The sequence below is a fragment of the Rhodococcus sp. IEGM 1408 genome (assembly GCF_033142235.1).
Taxonomy (GTDB): Bacteria; Actinomycetota; Actinomycetes; order Mycobacteriales; family Mycobacteriaceae; genus Dietzia.
On record NZ_JAWLRW010000002.1, the window covers coordinates 35,065 to 53,887 of the forward strand.

Below are 18,823 nucleotides of genomic sequence, written 5' to 3' on the forward strand. Positions count from 1 at the left end.
TCTACCCGACCGGCCGCGCCGGGGGTGCCGGGATGTCAGCAGCTTCCTGCCGGCACGAGAAACCGCTCGGTGTGGGTGACGGAGGCGAGAGGCGCGACGGAGCCCGGGGCGAGGGTCGGCAGCGCGGACTTGCTGGTCGTGATGGTGACCGCCAGGCGTCCGTGCCCGGTGAACGCGCCGCCGATGCCGACCTCGGGGCCCGTCGACTGGACCGTCTGGGCGCCCCGCACGTTGGTGTCGGTGTTGTGCCACTTCACGGTCGCCGAGTTGAACGGGAACAGAGCGGCGGAGAAGTCGAACGAGCCGATGGGCTGGTCGAGGTCCCTGGCGTGAGCACTCAGGGCCTGATGGAACTCCCCATCCCCGCCCAGCTTGCAGGTCGTGAACGCCCCGAAGCGGATCGTGTGCTCGCCGCCGAGCGGATACGGCAAGCGCACGTCCCAGGCCGGCGAGTCGTGCCACACCTGGGCGGAGGCCATCGGGGCCCCGGCCACGACCGCTCCCCCGGCCACGAGGCCCGTCGCGCAGGCGAGGCCTATTGATCGTCGGATGGTGGTCAAGATCGGCTCCTCCTCGCGGGCGGCCTAGGTGTGCTCGGTCGAGCTACGGCCGTATGAGGTTATCGGGTTGTGCTCGCGGCGTGTCAGCGCGGACGCCCGGGCTCCGGTACCGGCGAGCCCGGCGGCCTTCACCGGTCGAAGTCGCTGAGTTTCGGTGGTGCCATCACCACCCGAGCCGAGTTGAGGATCGCGAGGACGTCGATGACCTCCTGCGCGATCGCCCCGGCGAGCGGGCTGAGCAGACCGAACACGGCCAGGACCATTCCGACTGTCGACGCGGCCATCCCGCCCAGCGCCGACTGCAGCGCGATCCGACGCATTCTCCTCCCGATGTGGAGGAGGTCGTCGAGACGTTCCAGCGAGGAATCCAGGACCACGGCGTCGGCGGCCTCGGAGGTGACGTCGGACGTGGCGCCGAAGGCCACCCCGGCCGTGGCGGCCGTCATCGCGGGGGCGTCATTGATCCCGTCACCGAGGAACAGGGTGGGGCCCGCCGCCGTGCGCTCGCGGACAATCGCGAGCTTTCCCTCGGGACTGACCCCGCCGTACACCTCGCTGATGCCCACCTTGTCGGCCAGGCGGCGGACCTCGGCCTCGCGGTCACCGGAGATGATCATCATGCGTGTGACGCCGTGCAGACGCGGGAGGTGGGCGACGAAGTCGCCCGCGGTGGCCCGCGGTTCGTCACGGAACCGGAGCGTCGCGGCGTACCGGTCGTCGATGAGGACGATCGACTCCATCCCGGCCTCGGATTCCGGGAGGAGGTCGATGGCCTCGGGATCGACCTCGGCGAGCCCACGCCGGTTGGTCAGCCGGAGGAGGCGTCCGTCCACCTCGCCGACCAGCCCGGCCCCCGGCTTCTCGGTGACGGAGCTGAGCGGCGGAGTGGCCAGATCCCGCCGGGCCGCGGCGTCGACGACAGCCTGGGCGAGCGGGTGGCGGGAGTAGACCTCGACCGCCGCGGCGGCGGCCAGTACGTCGTTCGAATCGGTTCCGGGCCTGGCGACGATCTCGGTGAGTACCGGTCGCCCGTAGGTCAGGGTGCCGGTCTTGTCGAACATCACCGTCTCCACCCGCCCGACGTCCTCGAGCATCGCCGGGTTCCTGATGATGATCCCGCGCTTGGCGGCGAGTGAGATCGCCCCGATGATCGCGACGGGGACCCCGATGAGCAGCGGACACGGGGTCGCGACCACGACCACCGCGAGGAACCGGGTGGGATCGCCGGAGATCGCCCAGCCGAGGACTCCCAGGGCCAGCGCGACCACGGTGTACCAGGCGCCCAGGCGGTCGGCGAGGCGCCGCATCGGGGGCCGGTGCTCCTCGGCGTCGCGCAACACCCCGACGATCTGCGCGTAGCGGGAATCCGCCGCCAGCGCCTCCGCCCGGATGGTCAGGGCCGCGTCGCCGTTGACGGCGCCCGAGAGCACCTGCGAACCGGGTGACTTGGGGACGACGTACGGTTCGCCGGTGAGGTACGACTCGTCCATGGCACCGTCGCCGTCCACCACCTCGCCGTCGACCGGGCACAGTTCGTGTGGCAGGACGAGCAGCAGATCGTCGACCAGGACCTCGTCGGCGTGGAGTTCGTCCACTCCCTCGGCCGGTGAGCTTCCGCGCAGTCGGTGTGCGATCGCCGGTCTGCGCCGGGCGAGGGCGTCGAGAGTGGCCGACGCCCTGCGGGAGGCCGCGGCTTCGAGCGCCTCTCCGCCGGACAACATGAGGACGATGATCGCGGCCACCAACCACTCGCTGAGGGCGACCGCGGTGACGATCGACACCGCAGCCAGCATGTCCGCCCCGCCCGCGCTCCTGACCGCCGCGCGCAGGACCTCGACGATGAGGGGGATCCCGCCGACCACCACCACGGCGATCAAGGGGGCGCGGGTCAACCACTCCCCGGTTACCGAGGCGCCGGGGTCGGTGAGCGCGCGCAAGACCAGATGGACCACGATCGCCAGGGCGGCGGCGATCGCGAGTACGCCCTGACGCGAGGCGACGAACGTGCGGAGCGCCCCGTCCCGGTGATTCTCGGCCGGCGACGGCGATGACAAGGCCCCCGCGCCCGGAGGCTCGGCGCGGGGGCTGTCGTGGCCCGTGTCCATGTTCCCATCATCACCCGGCGGGAGAGTCTCCACCAGCAAGGGCAGGCTCTCCTGGGTTCGCGTCAGACGTTGAAGTACTTGGCCTCCGGGTGGTAGAGCACGAAGGCGTCCGTCGACTGCTCGGGGTGGAGCTGCAACTCCTCCGAGAGCACCACGCCGATGCGCTCCGGTTCGAGCAGATCCACCACGACCCGGCGGGACTCCAGATCCGGGCACGCCCCGTAGCCGAAGCTGTAGCGGGCGCCCCGGTACTTGAGGTCGAAGTAGTCTCCGATCGCGTCGGGATCCTCATCCGACACCGCGCCCTCGGGCAGCTTCAGCTCGTCGCGGACCCGCCGGTGCCAGAACTCGGCCAGGGCCTCGGTGAGCTGCACGGAGAGGCCGTGCACCTCGAGGTAGTCGCGGTAGTTGTCCGCGGCGAACAGCTTGTTGGCGAAGTCCGCGATCGGCTTACCCATGGTGACCAGCTGGAACGGGAGGACGTCCACGGTCCCCTCGGCCTCGCACCGCTCCTTGGAGGCGATGAAGTCGGCGATGCACAGGAACCGGGACCGCTGCTGACGGGGGAACGAGATCCGGTGCAGCACCTCCGCGTCCGGGCGGGGCTCCGCCAGCACGCAGATGTCGTCGCCGTCCGAGTAGGCCGGGAAGTAGCCGTACACCACCGCGGAGTGGGACAGGATCCGCTCGGTGGTGAGCTGGTCGATCCACGAGCGCATGCGGGGCCGACCCTCGGTGGCGACCAACTCGTCGTAGTCGGGACCTTCCCCGTCGCGCGCGGCGCGCAGCCCCCACTGCCCGAAGAACAGGGCTCGCTCGTCCAGGTGACCCGCGTAGTCGGCCACCGGGATGCCCTTGGCGATCCTCGACCCCCAGAAGGGCGGCGTCGCGATGGGCTGGTCCGCGGCGACGTCCGACCGCTCCGGCACCACGACGGGCTCGGCCGCGGCGGCGCGCTTGGCGGCGATCTTCTCGCTGCGGGCACGGCGCTCACGTCGCTCGGCGGCCTTGGCGGCGACCTCTGAGGACTCCGACATCGGGACCCCGGTCCGCTTGGACGTCATCACCTCGTCCATGAGCCTCAGGCCCTCGAACGCGTCGCGGGCGTAGTAGACGTCGCCCTGGTACATCCCCGCCAGGTCGACCTCCACGTAGGCACGGGTGAGGGCCGCGCCGCCCAGGAGCACCGGGAACTCGGAGGCGATGCCCTCCGAGTTGAGCTCCCGGAGGTTGTCCTTCATCACGACGGTCGACTTGACCAGCAACCCGGACATGCCGATCACGTCGGCCTTGTGTTCGCGGGCGGCCGAGATGATGTCGGCGATCGGCCGCTTGATGCCGATGTTGACCACGTCGTAGCCGTTGTTCGACAGGATGATGTCCACAAGGTTCTTGCCGATGTCGTGGACGTCGCCCTTGACGGTGGCCAGCACGATCCGACCCTTGCCGTCCTCGTCGCTGGCCTCCATGTGGGGTTCCAGGTGCGCGACGGCGGTCTTCATCGTCTCCGCGGACTGGAGGACGAACGGCAGCTGCATCTGGCCCGAGCCGAACAGCTCGCCGACGGTCTTCATGCCGCCCAGCAGGTGGGAGTTGATGATCTCCAGCGGGGGCATCTCCGCCATGGCGAGGTCGAGGTCCGCCTCGAGTCCCTTGCGTTCGCCGTCGACGATCCGCGCCGCGAGCCGCTCCATGAGCGGCATCGCCGCGAGCTCGGCCGCACGTGCGTCCTTGGCGCTGGCAGCGGAGACGCCCTCGAACAGCTCCATGAACACCTGCAGCGGGTCGTAGCCCTCGCGGCGGCGGTCATAGACCAGGTCGAGCGCGACCTCCCGCTGCCGCTCGTCGATCTTGCTCATCGGCAGGATCTTGGAGCTGTGTGCGATGGCCGTGTCCAGGCCCACCTGGATGCACTCGTGCAGGAACACGGAGTTCAGCACCTGCCGGGCGGCGGGGTTGAGGCCGAAGGAGATGTTGGACAGGCCCAGGGTGGTGTGGACGCGCGGGTGGGTCGAGGTGAGCCGGCGGATCGCCTCGATCGTCTCGATGCCGTCCTTGCGCACCTCCTCCTGACCGGTGGAGATGGGGAAGGTCAGGCAGTCGATGATGATGTCGTCCTCGTCGACCCCCCAGTTCCCGGTGAGGTCGGTGATGATGCGTTCGGCGATCTGGACCTTCCGGTCCGCGGTGCGCGCCTGACCCTCCTCGTCGATCGTCAGACCGACCACGGCCGCGCCGTGCCGGGACACGAGCTCCATGATCTTCTGGAAGCGCGACTCCGGCCCGTCGCCGTCCTCGTAGTTCACCGAGTTCACGGTGCACCGGCCGCCGAGGTGCTCCAGTCCGGTCCGGATCACCTCGGGCTCCGTGGAGTCGAGCATGATCGGCAGCGTCGAGGACGTGGACAGTCGACTGGCCAGCTCGGCCATGTCACCGGAGCCGTCGCGCCCCACGTAATCCACGCACAGGTCGAGCATCTGCGCGCCGTCCCGCATCTGCCCCTTGGCGATCTCCATGCAGGTGTCCCAGTCGGAGGCCAGCATGGCGTCCCGGAACTTCCTGGACCCGTTGGCGTTGGTCCGCTCGCCGATCATGATGATGCCGGCGTCGGCCCGCAGCGTCGTGTTGGAGTAGAGCGAGGAGACCGCGTTCACCGGCGTCGGCTCCCGGTGCGCCTTCTCCCGCGCGAGGACCTCCTTGCGCAGGAGGGTGATGTGCTCGGGGGTGGTGCCGCAGCAGCCGCCCACCATCGACAGTCCGAACTCGGAGACGAAGTCGGCCACCTGCGGACCGAAGAGCTCGGCGCCCAGCGGGTACACCGCCCCGTGCTCCCCCAGCTCGGGCAGGCCCGCGTTGGGCATCACCGACACGGGGATTCCTGCGTGACGCGAGAGGTACCGCAGGTGCTCCACCATCTCCGACGGCCCGGTCGCGCAGTTGAGGCCGATCATGTCGACCCCGAGCGGCTCCAGCGCGGTGAGCGCTGCACCGATGTCCGAACCCAACAGCATCGTCCCCGTGGTCTCGATGGTCACGTGCGCGATGATCGGCAGTCGCCGACCGGCCGCCGCCATCCCGTCCTGGCAACCCAGGACCGCAGCCTTGACCTGCAGCAGGTCCTGGCTCGTCTCCACCAGGTAGGCGTCGGCGCCGCCGCGGGCCAGACCCTCGGCGGCCTGCGCGTAGGCGCCCCGCATCTCGTCGAACGCGGCCTGCCCGAGTGAGGGGAGCTTGGTGCCGGGACCGAGGGAGCCCAGGACCATCCGCGGGGTGCCGTCCTCGGACGGCCCCATCTCGTCGGCGACCTTCCGGGCGATCGCCGCACCCTTCTCGGCGAGCTCGCTGATCCGGTCGACGATGTCGTAGTCGCCCAGGTTGGACAGGTTGCACCCGAAGGTGTTGGTCTCCACGAGGTCCGCGCCGGCCTCGAAGTAGGCACGGTGGATATCGCCCACCACGTCGGGGCGGGTGGCGTTGAGGATCTCGTTGCAACCCTCCAGACCCAGGAAGTCGGCGTCGACGTCGAGGTCGACCGCCTGCAGCATCGTGCCCATCGCCCCGTCACCGATCAGTACTCGCCGACGAGCGGCATCCAACAGGGGCGAATCAAAATGAACAGACATGGCCCCCAGTGTATGGGTGCCCGGCAACTCGACGAACGTAGGCTGTACTGATGACTGTCGAATGGACTCCCGACGGGCACCTCGATCTGGAGAGCCCCGTGATGATCGTGGCCTTCGAAGGCTGGAACGACGCGGCCGACGTGGCGACCGGCACGATCGAGCACCTGGCCCTCAACTGGGAGGCGCGCCAGATCGCCGAGATCGGCGGTGACGAGTTCTTTGACTACCTGGACCAGCGGCCGACGGTCCGCCACTCCGCCGGGGTGTCGCGATCGGTCGAGTGGCCGCGGATCGTGGTGTCGGTCTGCCGTCCGGACGGGTACGCCCACGATGTCCTGCTGGTCCGTGGCCCTGAGCCGGCGCTGAAGTGGCGACGGTTCGCCTCCGAGTTCGTGGACCTGGTCGACACGTTGGAGGTGTCGCAGGTGGTACTCCTCGGGGCCTACCTGGCCGACGTTCCCCACACCCGCCCGATCCCCCTGACCGGGACGGCGTTCAGTCGCCAACGGATGGCCGGCATGGGCGTCCAGGCGTCCGACTACGAGGGCCCCACGGGGATGACCGGCGTGCTCCAGCAGCTCCTCACCGAGGCCGGGGTGCCGGCGGTGAGCCTGTGGGCGGGTGTCCCCCACTACGTCGCCTCCCCGCCCAACCCCCGGGGCACCGAGTCGGTGCTCTCCTGGCTGGCCGACAACCTCGGGATCGCCGTTCCGATGGACGCTCTGCGGGTCCAGTCCCGGACCTGGGCGGAGAAGGTCGACGCCGCCGCCGGGGAGGACGAGGATCTGCGGGACTACATCCAGTCCCTGGAGGACCGGATGGACGAGGAGAACGGGGTCGGTGTGGGGATCGATCCCGAACCCGACCGCGACCGGGCGGCCGACGGCGACGAGATGCCACTTGTCGACGGCGAGTCGATCGCGGCCGAGTTCGAGCGCTTCCTGCAGGGTTACCACGACGAGCCCGACGCCGGCTGAACCCGACCCTGGGTTCCGGACCCGCGGATCCGACCCGCGGACCGGACCCGGCCCGCGTCAGACGGCGGTGGGTGAGACCCCCAGCAGGGCGTCCAGCGCTGCGGCGACGGCGGGGCCCGCCGTGGGGTCGGAGTGGTCTCCGGCCAGTGTCGACGCGGCCCATGAATCCACCACGGCCAGGGCGGCCGGGGTGTCGAGATCGTCCGCGAGCCGCTCGCGCAGGGCGGCGATCATCGTCGCGGCGTCGGCGCCGGCGCCCAGCGACACCGCCCGGCACCAGGTGTCGAACCGGGCGCGGGCCTCGTCGAGAAGGCACGCGGTCCAGGACCGGTCGGTGCGGTAGTGCCCGGCGGCCAGGCCGAGCCGGATGAGGGCGGGGTCGACTCCCTGCTCCCGCAGCGTCTTGACCCGCACGAGGTTGCCCAGGGACTTGCTCATCTTGACGCCGTCGAGGCCGATCATCGCCGCGTGGACGTAGAACCGGGCGAACGGCGACCGGCCGGTCGCGGCCTCCGCGTGCGCGGCGGAGAACTCGTGGTGCGGGAAGGCGAGGTCGCTGCCGCCGCCCTGGATGTCGAAATCCATGCCGAGCCGGTTGCGGGCGATCGCCGAGCACTCGATGTGCCACCCCGGCCGACCGGCACCCCACGGGGAGGGCCACGAGGGCTCCCCCGGGCGCTCGGCCCGCCAGAGGAGGGCGTCCAGGGGGTGCTCCTTGCCGGCACGGTCCGGGTCCCCGCCGCGCTCGGCGAAGGCGCTGGCCATCTCGCCGGCGTCGTAACCCGACTCGTACCCGAACTCGTCGGTGGCCCGGTGCCGGTAGTAGACATCGGGATAGCCGTCGACCGCCGGGTCGATCGCGTAGGCGTGACCGCGGTCGATCAACTCGGCGACCATCTCCACGACCTCGTCGATGGTCTCGGTGGCGGCCACGTAGTCGCGCGGGGGCAGGATCCGCAACGACTCCATGTCGGCCCGGAACAGGTCCGTCTCGCGGTCGCCCAGCTCCCGCCAGTCCACGCCGTCTCGCTCCGCCCGCTCGAACAGCGGGTCGTCGACGTCCGTGGTGTTCTGGACGTAGTGAACGTCGTGGCCCGCGTCCAGGAGGAGCCGGTACACCAGATCGAAGGTCAGATAGGTGGCCGCGTGGCCGAGATGGGTGGTGTCGTAGGGCGTGATGCCGCAGACGTACATCGTCGCCACGGGCCCGGGAGCGACCTCACGGACCTCGCCGCTCGCCGTGTCGAACAACTTCAGGGATGCGGCGTCGCCGGGGATGGAGGGGACGTCAGGCGAAGACCACGAGTGCATGTGCCCGAGTCTAGAGACCGCGTGTCCTCAGAAGAGCGGCCAGGGTAACGGGTAGCCCGGCCCCGGGGAGGGGAACACCTCGTCGTCGACAAGTTCGGTCACCCGTGCGCACAGGGCGGCCACCTCGACCGGGGAGAGCAGGTCGCTCAGGGTTTCCCTGAGCGCGCCGTCTCCTGCGAGGTCCCCGCCCAGCCCCGTCAGGGCGGCGAGATCTTCCGGCGACAGGGGTTGGCCCGCCCACCCCCACAGGACGGTACGGAGCTTCGGGTGGGCGTGGAAGGAGAGTCCGTGATCGATCGCCCAGATCACCCCGGAGGTGTCCACGAGGACGTGACCGCCCTTGCGGTCGGCGTTGTTGACGACGAGGTCGAACAACGCGATACGGCGGAGCCGGTCGTCCAGGGCATGGGCCACCACCACACTCTCCCCGCGGGACCCCTCGCCCCGCAGTACCGCCACCCGGCCGGCGGGGAGGGCGTCCACCGGGTGGACGTCCACCGGGTCGTGGCCGGTGGACTCGTCGCGCTCGGGCTCGTCGATCCACCGCTGCGCCATCCCGGGGCCGCCGGGTCCGAACGCCGCGACGGTCTCCGGGATGAGGTCCCAGCCCAGCGCGACGGACACCGTGTACGCGGCGATCTCCCGTGCGGCGAGGCTGCCGTCGGGGAAGTCCATGAGGGGACGCTCCCCCGCCGAGGGTTTGTACACCCAGTGCGAGCCCTCGCCGTCGACGCAGCGGTAGACCGCGTTGCTGCCGGAGGGGATCCGGTGCAGGACGGTGAGCTCGGGGCCCGGCGGGCGAGCTGTCACGGGTCGACGAGGTCGGCGAGCGCCTCACCGGAGCGCGGCTGGTACCCGTTGAGCCGGACGCACAGGTGGCCGGTGGTGTCGATCGGCTCCCCACACAATGGGCACGGGGCACGTCCGGCCGAGACGACCTTCTCGCTACGCAGGACGAACTGCCGGGCGCGGAGCGGGGTGAGGAACACGCGGAGCGCATCGGGGGCGTCCTCGGCGTCCGAGAGCACCACCGACTCGTCGGTCGCATCCGGGTCCATCGCCAGGAGCTCCACGACGATCTGACTCTTCTCGCCGTCCCACCCCAGGCCCATCGTGCCCACCTGGAACTCGGCGTCGACGGGCATCTCGAGCGGCGCGAGGTCGTCCACGACACCGGCAGCCGGCGGCACGGGCACGTCGGACTTGGAGGCGATCTCGTCGAGGAGGTCGCCCATCCGCTCGGAGAGGATCTGCGCCTGTTGCTTCTCGCAGCGGACCGAGACGGTGCGGCCGCCGCCCGTGGCCTGGACAAAGAACACCCGTTCGCCGGGCTGACCGACCGTGCCCACCACGAACCGGGTCGGGTCGTGGAATTCGTGCACTTCCCTGCTCATGCCGGTCGTCTCCTCATGGGGTGCTGGATTCCAGTGTGCTGCGTGGTAGCGCGGGGGTCAGCGCTGTGGGTGATGCTGCGGATCATCAGGGTACGTTCCCACCGGGTACCGCGTCCGAGCTGGCGTCACCCGCCGTGGCGTTGCCCACGTGACCGGCCGGCTCGCCTCGGAGGCTGGCCAGATCTCCGCCGGTGTCGTTGACCCGCAGGACGAACGGCCGGTGGGTTGTGTACCGGACCACCGACATCGACGCCGGTTCCACCACGATGCGCTGAAAGTGGTCGAGGTGCATCCCGTAGGCATCGGCGATCACGGCCTTGATCACGTCGCCGTGGCTGCACGCCACCCACAGCACGTCGCGACCGGACTCCTCGGCCAGCCGTCGGTCGTGTGCCCGGATGGAGGTCACCGCCCGGGTGGCCATCTCCGCCAGCGACTCGCCGTCCGGGAAGACCGCCGAAGAGGGATGTTGTTGCACGACCGACCACATGTGCTCGGCGGCGAGGTCGGTCAGTGACCGCCCGGTCCAGGTGCCGTAGTCCACCTCGACCAGTCCGTCTTCGATCACCGGGTCGACGCCGAAGGCCGAGGCCAGCGGTTCGACGGTCTCGCGGCACCGCAGGAGCGGCGAGCGGACGACGGCCTCCACCGGCAGACCGGCGAGTCGACGGCAGAGATCCTGTGCCTGCGTCCGGCCCGTCTGGTCGAGTGCGACCCCGGGCGTGCGGCCGGCGAGGGTGAGGGCGGTGTTGGCGGTGGAGCGGCCGTGCCTGAGCAGGATGACGGTCATACCGGCAGGTTACCGAGGCCGCGGTGGGAGGTGACGGGTCAGGTGGCGGGGATGGTGCCCGTGGCGAGCAGTCCCATGACGAGAAGGCCCAGCAGGATCCGGTAGCCGGCGAACCAGGCGAGCGAATGATTTTGCACGAAGCGCAGCAACCAGGCGATGGCCGCGTACCCCAGCACGAAGGCGATCGCCGATCCGACCAGCAGCTGGACGCCGCTGGCGGATTGCCCCTGGGCGGGGTCGAAGGCGTCGGGGAGGCTGAACAACCCGGACGCCAGGACGGCCGGGATGGCCAGGAGGAAGGAGAACCGGGCGGCGGCCTCGCGGGACATGTTCAGGAACAGGCCGGCGGAGATCGTGCCGCCCGAGCGGCTCACCCCGGGGATGAGCGCGAGGCACTGCGCCAGGCCCATGATGACGGCGTCCTTCATGGACAGGCCCCTGAGCGACTGCGGTTCCACGGGACGGTCCTGCTTTCCCAGCTTCTCGGCCAGGAGGAAGACGAAGGAGAACGCGATGAGCACGATGGCCGTGATCCACAGGTTCCGGGCGGCGTCGCGGATGAGGTCCTTGCCCAGGAACCCGATGATCGCGATGGGAACCGAACCGACGATCACGTACCAGCCGAGCCGGTAGTCGGGGTCGTCGCGGCGCTGAGCGTTGAACACTCCCCGGAACCAGGCCGCGAGGATGCGCACGATGTCCTTGAAGAAGAACACCAGTACCGCGGCCTCCGTGCCGAGCTGCACCACGGCCGTGAACGAGGCGCCGGCATCCTGTCCGAACATCCAGGTGGAGAAGATCCGCAGGTGCCCGGACGAGGAGACCGGGAGGAACTCGGTGAGCCCCTGGAGTACGGACAGCACGACGACCTGGAGCCAGGACATCCCTTCCGCCGCGGGGGCGGCGAGGACCGTTGCATTCACGCGCGCTGCTTTCTCTCGGGGCCGTCGGCACGAACAATGCGTCACCGCACCGCCGCGAGGGTAGTCGCCCCGCCCTGCGCGGGTGCCGAGGACCCGGGTGGTGGACAATGGCGCACAGTCGAGAGGAACACCGTGCCCCTTCGTGCCCACCGCCGTACCGTCCTTCCCGCCGCGCTGATCGCGCTCGCGGTCGGGCTCTCCGGCTGCTCGTCGCCCACCAGTCAGCTGGACGAGTACAACCAGATCGAGCAGGGTAACGCCCGCCCCGCCGAGTCGCCGCAGGTCTCCGACCCCGTCGAGGGCGAGGTGATCCCGGTTCCCGGCAGCGTCGTCGCCCTGGTCGCCACGGGCGACCGGGTGGCAGCGCAGGTCGACGGCCCGCCCGGCCTGGAGATCGGCCGGGTCGACGGCGACCGGTGGATCGCCGAGGCCTCCGTCGAACTCCCCGCCGATGCGGGGATCGCCAGCGCTGGCCACGACGGGTCCGTCCTGGTCCCCTTTGGCGACGGTGTCGTGGTGATCTCACCGACCGGAGAGGCGCGGGAGATCTCGGGTCTCGGCCCGGTCACCGCGGCCGCCGAGACAGACGACGGTCGGATCCTCACCGGCGACGACGACGGCAGCGTGGTCTTGCGCGACTCGGACGGTGTCGAGCAGGACCGCGTGAGCGGACTGACCGCCGTGGACCGGATCAGCGTGGCACGCGACGGCTCGGTGACCGCGCTCAGTCGGCCGGACACCGTCGTCGCGAGCATCGACTTCGACGAGGACGTCGCGGGCCCGCTCCTGCGTGCAGGAAAGGGCGCCGGGATGCTGGCCGGGTTCGGTGAGGGCACGATGATCGCCAGCGACACCGTCGGCAGCACACTTCTCGTGTACTCCACCTCGCCGGTCCGCCTGCATCAGCAGTTCCCGGTTGCCGCGCAGCCCTGGGCGGTGGCCGCGGACGACTCCCGGGACGTCGTCTGGGTTACGTCCACCGGAACCAATACCGTCCAGGCGTACGATCTCGGCGACGGGACAGGGGTCCGGCGCGCCGACATCGCCACCGTGCGCCAGCCCGATTCCCTCGCGGTCACGCAGTCCGGCACCGTGGTCGTCGGGTCCTCCGATGGCGCCGGTCTCCATCTGATCCGCCCGACGCTCTCCGCACCGGCGAGCTGATCCAAGGACCACCCACGTCCCATCGAGGAGGACCGTGTACTCGCTGATCAAGAGCGTGTTGTTCCGCTTTCCCGCGGAGCGGATACACCACTTGGCGTTCGGAATTCTCAAACTTCTGACCCTGGTGCCGCCGTTGGGCATCCTGGTGCGCCGGGTCCTCGGTGTCCGGGATCCGATCCTCGCCCAGGACGTTCTCGGTCGGAGTTTCCCCGGTCCGCTCGGTCTGGCCGCCGGGTTCGACAAGAACGCCGCGGCCGTCGACTCGTGGGGGGCGATCGGCTTCGGGTTCAGTGAGGTCGGCACGGTCACCGCGTCACCTCAGCCCGGCAACCCCGCTCCCCGACTGTTCCGGCTGGTGGAGGACCGGGCGATCCTCAACCGGATGGGATTCAACAACCACGGCGCGGGCAATGCCGCCAACAACCTCCGGCGTCGGCGGAGCAGCGACCCGGTGGGGATCAACATCGGCAAGACCAGAATGGTCCCCGCCGAGGACGCGGTGCGGGACTACGTGGCCTCCGCGACCATGCTGACGGGCCTCGCCGATTACATGGTCGTCAACGTGAGCTCTCCCAACACCCCCGGACTCCGGGACCTCCAGGCGGTCGAGTCGCTGCGCCCGATCCTCGGCGCGGTCCGCGATGTGGCCACGATCCCGGTGCTCGTCAAGATCGCCCCCGACCTGGATGACGCGGATGTCGACGCGGTCACCGACCTGGTGCTGGAGCTGGGGCTGGCCGGCATCGTCGCCACCAATACGACGATCTCGAGGGAGGGGCTTCAGACCCCGTCAGCCGTCGTGGAGTCGCTGGGTGCGGGCGGCATCTCCGGCTCCCCCGTGGCCGTGCGTTCCCGCGAGGTGCTCGCCCGGATCCACGAGCGCGCCGGCGGCCGGATCGTCGTCATCTCGGTCGGCGGGATCGAGACCCCCGAGGACGTGTGGGACCGCATCACCCATGGCGCGCATCTGGTCCAGACCTACACCGGGTTCATCTTCGCCGGCCCCGGTCTCCTCCGTGGATCCAACCGGCTCGTGGCGCGGCGCCTCCGCCAGGGCGGGTTCAGTTCCCTGGCGGAGGCGGTCGGTTCAGCGGTGCGGTGATCCCCGCCTCCCTGGATAGTCCGGCGGGCAGCTCAGCGACGGCCGGAGGGCATTCCCGCAGCGCGGGTCCCGCTGGATGCGCTGCCTCTTAGGCCTGCGCGTCCGGAATGGTCCATACCGCCAGCGTAAGCATGGTTTCTTTGTGCATTCGGGCAGCGAAGGCCATAGAGGCAGCGCATCCGCGGGCGGTCGCGCTGTCCCTCTGCCCGCGGGCCGCGAGCACCCAGAAAGTCCGCCAGTTGCAAGCTGGCTGCTGGACGATCGCTACCCGAGCTCCGCGCGCAGTGCGCAGGGCTCAGGGTTTTGTGTTCACTGCTCGTAGATCGCGGTGGTGGTTCCGCGGGCCAGCCCCTTCTCGAAGAGGTTGAAGCCGACGTACGCGCACGAGGCGTCGTCGTGGAGGTCGATCTGGCCGCCGACCGCATGGACGGCGAGGATGTAGCGGTGCGGCCCGTGGCCCTGCGGCGGAGCCGCGCCCACGAAGCCCTTGAAGCCGGCGTCGTTGCGCACCACCACGGCGCCCTCGGGAAGTCCCGATGTGTCCTCCCCGGTGCACGCGCCCTCGGGTAGCGAGGTGACGTGGGCGGGGATGTTGGCGACCGACCAGTGCCAGAATCCCGATGCCGTCGGTGCATCCGGATCGAACACGGTCACGACATAGGACTGCGTGCCCTCCGGGCCGGCGGGCCAGCTCACCTGAGGGGACTTGTCCAGCCCTCCCTCGACACCCATCTTCCCGCCGAGCTGTGGGGCTCCGAGCATGGCTCCCTCGGTGAACGATTCGCTCGTCACCTCGAGCGCCGGCAGCTCCGGAAGAGCGGCGTAAGGGTTGGGCACACGGAAGTCGGTCATCTGGTCCTCCTGGTTCGGACGGTCTGGAGGGCCTCCCCCAGCCGGTCCCTTCCCTGTTTACCAGCGATGACCGGGTTGGGTGGGCCACGGGAGGGGGCCGATTTGGCCCACGGTTCGGACATCGGCTAGTGTCATTCCTCGCACGACCAAGCCGGTTCTTACGAGCCGGTGCAGGTCAGCAAAGTGTGCACGCGCGAGTGGCGGAATGGCAGACGCGCTAGCTTGAGGTGCTAGTGTCCTATTAACGGACGTGGGGGTTCAAGTCCCCCCTCGCGCACACTGTGTCGAGACAGTAGAAGTGGCCCCGGATCCGTTTGGATCCGGGGCCCACTTGTTTTTCTGGGGAGGTCTGCTGATGGCCCGCACGCCCCCACCCCCCGCCCAACAGCAGTTCATCGACCGTCTCCGCGAGCACCTCGCCGACGAGCCGGTCACCCGCGAGCTCTCGATGTTCGGCGGCCGGTGCTTCATGGTCGCCGGGAAGATCCTCGTGAGCGCGGACAAGGACGGCGGGATGCTGCTCCGGGTGGCCGACGACGACGACGAGCTCCTCCGCCGCCCCGGCGCCGCCCGGGCCGAGATGGGCCCGGGGCGCGACATGGGGCGGGGCTGGATCACGGTGGCCGCCTCCGCCGTCCAGACGGACGAGGGCTTGGCCTCCTGGCTCGAGCCGGCGCTGGCGTACAACCGGGCAGTCACCGGCCGCGCGGACCGGCGACAGGGGTAGCGGCCATGAGCTCGGACCACGTGATCGACGTGCGGGGACTGACAAAATCCTTCGGGAGGTTCCCCGCACTGAACGGAGTCGACCTGCAGGTCGAGAAAGGCCACGTGCACGGGTTCCTGGGACCGAACGGCGCGGGCAAGTCCACCACCATCCGGGTCCTGCTCGGGCTGTTGCGAGCCGACGGCGGCACCACGACGGTCCTCGGTGGCGACCCCTGGCGAGACGTCGTGGACCTGCATCGCCGGCTGGCCTATGTCCCCGGCGACGTCAGCCTGTGGCCGGGCATGAGCGGAGGTGAGGCGATCGACCTCCTCGGTTCGCTACGGGGCGGGCTCGACGAGCGGCGGCGCGCGGAGCTGGTCGAGCGTTTCGAACTGGATCCGACCAAGCGGGGTCGCCAGTACTCCAAGGGCAACCGGCAGAAGGTCGCCCTCGTCGCGGCCCTGGCGTCGGATGTGGAGCTGTTGATCCTCGACGAGCCCACGAGCGGGCTCGACCCGCTCATGGCGAAGGTCTTCCGGGACGTGATCGGCGAGGCCAAGGCCCGCGACACGTCGGTGCTGCTCTCGAGCCACATCCTGGCCGAGGCAGAGTCCCTGGCGGACCGGATCTCGATCATCCGTGGCGGGCGGATCGTCCGGACCGGCACGCTGACCGAGCTGCGTGGCCACGCGCGCTCGTCGATCCGCGCCACGCTCGGCCGGATCCCGGAACCGCGCGAACTCGACACGCTGCACGCCCTCGACACCCTGCACGGCGTCCGGGTGGACGGCGACCGGCTCTCGGCCACCGCCGAGGCCGCCAGGATCGGCGAGGCGATGACGTCGCTGGCCCCCTACGGCCTGTCCGCGCTGACCGTTGAACCCCCGTCGCTCGAGTCGCTCTTCCTGGAGTTCTATGACGGCGACGCCGCGTCCGGCCCGGACGACGCGGCGGTGTCCCCGTGACCGCGGTGCTCACGGGGACCCGGCCGCTCTTGCGGGCCTCGCTGCGGTACGACGGCATCCGCTTCGTACCCTGGATCGTCATCGCCACGGCACTGTCGTCCTCGTCGGTACTGGTCTATCCGTGGATCTTCCCCGACCCGCTGGAGCGGACCGCGCTCGCCGTGGCGGTGGGGGCCAACCCGGCGCTCGGCGTGATCTTCGGACCCGCGTTCGACCTGAGCACGGTCGACGGCTTCAACGCCTGGCGCGCACTCGCGCTCGCCGGGTTCTTCACCGCGCTCGGGGCGATCCTCACCGTGATCCGCGCCACCCGCGGGCAGGAGGACTCCGGGCAGGCCGAGCTCCTCGCCTCCGGTGTGCTCGGTCGCGCGAGCCGACTGCTCACCGGGGTCGGGCTGGCCGTGATCGGTTCGCTCGCCACCGGCGTCATCGCCGGCGTCGTCACCGGCCTGTGCGGTGGGGACTGGCAGTCCTCGCTGCTCCTGGGCGCGACCTTCACCGCGTCGGGCTGGATGTTCGCCGGGGTCGCCGCGATCACGGCGCAACTGGGTTCGGATGCCCGCACCGCCTCCTCCCTGGCGATCGGGACGCTCGGCGTCCTCTTCCTCCTCCGGGGTGTCGCCTACACGGTGGACGCCCCCGCGTGGACCGTCTGGGTCAACCCGCTGGGATGGATGACCGAGACCCGACCCGCGACCGCCGACCTCTGGTGGCCGCTGCTGGGGGCGGTGGCGTTCACGACCCTGTGCCTGGCCGCCGCTCTCCTCCTCCAGTCCCGTCGCGACTTCGGGCAGGCCGCCCTCGCGCCGGGCACCGGGCCGGACCGCGGGCGGATCCGGTCGTCGTGGGGGCTCGCCCTGCGGATCAACCGAGGAGCCGTCCTGACCTGGAGCGGCGCGTTCGTCGCGCTCGGGCTGGTGTACGGGTATCTCGCGACCTCGATCCAGGACATCCTGCGCCAGGACACCGCGGTCAGGGCCATCCTCGCCGCGGGGGCCGCCACCCCGGACGACCTGACCTCCGCGTTCATCGTGACGATCCTGCGCCTCGTCGGGATCATCGCCGCGGTCTCCGGGGTCCAGATCATGCTCAAGCTCCGCTCCGAGGAGATGGACGGCCACCTCGACCCCGTCCTGGCCGGCGCGCTCCATCGGGCCCGGTACCTCGCGGGGAACGCGATGCTGGCCTTCGCCGCTCCGGCCGCCTTCGTGCTCCTCGCCGGCCTGCTGATCGCCGCGCTCGCCGCCGGGGCCGGGATCGGTGTGTCGTTCGGTCCCACCGTGCTCCAGGCCGCGGCCACGATCCCCGCCGTGTGGACGGTCGTCGCGCTCGCCGTCGCCGTGGTGGGCGCGCGACCTCAGGTGAGCCTCGCCGCGTGGGCCGGGGTGTTCGCGTCCTTCGCCCTGACCGTGCTCGGGCCGACCTTCAGGCTCCCCGACCCGTACCTCGCGATCAGCCCGTTCTGGCACGTGCCGAGCGTCACCGCGAGCGGAGCCGGCTGGGGTGGACTGCTGTGGATCTCCTCGGTCACGGCTCTGTTCCTGGTGGTGGGGTTCGTGGGTTTCCGGCGACGTGACCTGGCGGTCCCGTGAACACCGACCGCCCGCGGTGGAGAACACGGAGCTCGCCGTGCGGATGACCCTGGTCGCCGACGGCCTGGGACGGTCGCTCGCCGCGTTCGCCCGCGCCGCCGACCGGCGCCTGGACGCCCTGGGCCTGGCTCCCCCACCTCTGGATCTGCCTCCAGAAGTCCGCGACGACCTCCGCGACGTCTTCGGTCACACGATCGACCCCACCTCGGTGATGATCCGCCGCGGCCATGTCCCGGGTGTGCCGCATCGGCGGGCGTTCGCGCTGCCCGGTCTGATCTACCTGGGCGCCGACCCCGGCGTGGTGGGCACTACGTCAATGAACCCGGCGGCAGCGGGCACCGATCGGCCCCGGGCCACCCCGACCCTGGTGCATGAACTGGTCCACGTCTGGCAGGGCCGGTTCCTCGGTCCGCGCTACGTGGTGACCGCGCTGGTCGAGCAGGTGAGGTACGGGCGCCGCGCCTACGACTGGCGCGCGGTGCTCGACCGGGTCTCGCCTGACCCGGCAGGCCCTGACCCCGCTTGCTCCGACCGCGCCTCCCCCGACCGCGGCCCGCAGGCCTTCCCGGTGGAGGCCCACGCCCAGCTGGTGTCCGAGGCCTATGCCCGGAGGTACGGGTTCTCCCCCGCCCCGGCCCCCGCGCGGTCCCGCCGGGACCTGCAGGCCATGACGGAGGCGCTCACCGGGCTCAGGGCCGGTCGCGCTCCCACCCAGCGGGGGCGAGCGGTTTAGCTCCCGACCACCTCGTCGTCGTA

The 18,823-nt window shown here is 70.5% G+C and carries 16 protein-coding genes and 1 tRNA gene; 8 read left to right on the top strand and 9 right to left on the bottom strand.

The window, feature by feature from the left end; translation table 11 throughout:
- Positions 1 to 35 precede the first annotated feature (35 nt).
- The 3 genes from R4P08_RS03005 to metH all read right to left on the bottom strand — a co-directional run bounded on the left by R4P08_RS03005 (position 36) and on the right by metH (position 6,288).
- Entirely contained in the window at positions 36 to 560 is a 525-nt protein-coding gene (locus tag R4P08_RS03005) for a hypothetical protein (protein WP_317812290.1), read from the bottom strand.
- 128 nt (positions 561 to 688) lie between these two features.
- The gene (locus R4P08_RS03010) at positions 689 to 2,704 is read right to left on the bottom strand and encodes a heavy metal translocating P-type ATPase (protein WP_411741145.1); all 2,016 of its coding nucleotides are present in this window, start codon (positions 2,702 to 2,704) and stop codon (positions 689 to 691) included.
- Positions 2,705 to 2,727: 23 nt separating this feature from the next.
- Entirely contained in the window at positions 2,728 to 6,288 is a 3,561-nt protein-coding gene (gene metH, locus R4P08_RS03015) for a methionine synthase (RefSeq protein ID WP_317812292.1), read from the bottom strand.
- Positions 6,289 to 6,338: 50 nt separating this feature from the next.
- Here metH and R4P08_RS03020 point away from each other — a divergent pair, with 50 nt between their 5' ends.
- Positions 6,339 to 7,265: a PAC2 family protein gene (locus R4P08_RS03020; protein ID WP_317812293.1), complete on the top strand. Its 927-nt coding sequence runs from the start codon at positions 6,339 to 6,341 to the stop codon at positions 7,263 to 7,265.
- A 57-nt stretch (positions 7,266 to 7,322) separates the two neighbouring features.
- Here the strand turns inward: R4P08_RS03020 and mshC are convergent, their stop codons facing one another.
- From mshC to R4P08_RS03045, 5 genes are all read right to left on the bottom strand, one after another.
- On the bottom strand, positions 7,323 to 8,576 hold the full coding sequence (gene mshC, locus R4P08_RS03025; protein WP_317812294.1) for a cysteine--1-D-myo-inosityl 2-amino-2-deoxy-alpha-D-glucopyranoside ligase: 1,254 nt from the start codon (positions 8,574 to 8,576) through the stop codon (positions 7,323 to 7,325).
- 27 nt (positions 8,577 to 8,603) lie between these two features.
- Positions 8,604 to 9,386: an SCO1664 family protein gene (locus R4P08_RS03030; RefSeq protein ID WP_317812295.1), complete on the bottom strand. Its 783-nt coding sequence runs from the start codon at positions 9,384 to 9,386 to the stop codon at positions 8,604 to 8,606.
- Complete coding sequence (locus tag R4P08_RS03035) at positions 9,383 to 9,970, bottom strand: DUF3090 domain-containing protein (protein WP_317812296.1); 588 nt, start codon at positions 9,968 to 9,970, stop codon at positions 9,383 to 9,385. The genes R4P08_RS03030 and R4P08_RS03035 overlap by 4 nt, the downstream gene beginning before the upstream one ends.
- Positions 9,971 to 10,055: 85 nt before the next feature.
- The gene (locus R4P08_RS03040) at positions 10,056 to 10,760 is read right to left on the bottom strand and encodes a histidine phosphatase family protein (protein ID WP_317812297.1); all 705 of its coding nucleotides are present in this window, start codon (positions 10,758 to 10,760) and stop codon (positions 10,056 to 10,058) included.
- Between the two features lie 38 nt (positions 10,761 to 10,798).
- The gene (locus tag R4P08_RS03045) at positions 10,799 to 11,644 is read right to left on the bottom strand and encodes an undecaprenyl-diphosphate phosphatase (protein WP_317812697.1); all 846 of its coding nucleotides are present in this window, start codon (positions 11,642 to 11,644) and stop codon (positions 10,799 to 10,801) included.
- 171 nt (positions 11,645 to 11,815) lie between these two features.
- On the opposite strand from R4P08_RS03045, the gene R4P08_RS03050 reads away from it, so the two are divergent.
- Together R4P08_RS03050 and R4P08_RS03055 are read left to right on the top strand one after the other, a co-directional pair.
- On the top strand, positions 11,816 to 12,847 hold the full coding sequence (locus R4P08_RS03050) for a hypothetical protein (protein ID WP_317812298.1): 1,032 nt from the start codon (positions 11,816 to 11,818) through the stop codon (positions 12,845 to 12,847).
- A 34-nt stretch (positions 12,848 to 12,881) separates the two neighbouring features.
- Positions 12,882 to 13,949, top strand: a complete 1,068-nt coding sequence (locus tag R4P08_RS03055) for a quinone-dependent dihydroorotate dehydrogenase (RefSeq protein WP_317812299.1) — start codon at positions 12,882 to 12,884, stop codon at positions 13,947 to 13,949.
- A 309-nt stretch (positions 13,950 to 14,258) separates the two neighbouring features.
- Here the strand turns inward: R4P08_RS03055 and R4P08_RS03060 are convergent, their stop codons facing one another.
- Positions 14,259 to 14,801: a YbhB/YbcL family Raf kinase inhibitor-like protein gene (locus R4P08_RS03060; protein ID WP_317812300.1), complete on the bottom strand. Its 543-nt coding sequence runs from the start codon at positions 14,799 to 14,801 to the stop codon at positions 14,259 to 14,261.
- A 191-nt stretch (positions 14,802 to 14,992) separates the two neighbouring features.
- Between R4P08_RS03060 and R4P08_RS03065 the strand changes: the two genes are divergently transcribed.
- From R4P08_RS03065 to R4P08_RS03085, 5 genes are all read left to right on the top strand, one after another.
- A tRNA-Leu gene (locus R4P08_RS03065) sits at positions 14,993 to 15,078 on the top strand.
- Between the two features lie 78 nt (positions 15,079 to 15,156).
- Positions 15,157 to 15,528: a TfoX/Sxy family protein gene (locus tag R4P08_RS03070; RefSeq protein ID WP_317812301.1), complete on the top strand. Its 372-nt coding sequence runs from the start codon at positions 15,157 to 15,159 to the stop codon at positions 15,526 to 15,528.
- 5 nt (positions 15,529 to 15,533) lie between these two features.
- A complete protein-coding gene (locus R4P08_RS03075) occupies positions 15,534 to 16,475 on the top strand; it encodes an ABC transporter ATP-binding protein (protein ID WP_317812302.1) in 942 nt (313 codons plus the stop codon).
- The gene (locus R4P08_RS03080; protein WP_317812303.1) at positions 16,472 to 18,067 is read left to right on the top strand and encodes an ABC transporter permease; all 1,596 of its coding nucleotides are present in this window, start codon (positions 16,472 to 16,474) and stop codon (positions 18,065 to 18,067) included. Before R4P08_RS03075 ends, R4P08_RS03080 begins: the two co-directional genes overlap by 4 nt.
- Before the next feature lie 16 nt (positions 18,068 to 18,083).
- Positions 18,084 to 18,800, top strand: a complete 717-nt coding sequence (locus R4P08_RS03085) for a hypothetical protein (protein WP_317812304.1) — start codon at positions 18,084 to 18,086, stop codon at positions 18,798 to 18,800.
- Positions 18,801 to 18,823 lie beyond the last annotated feature (23 nt).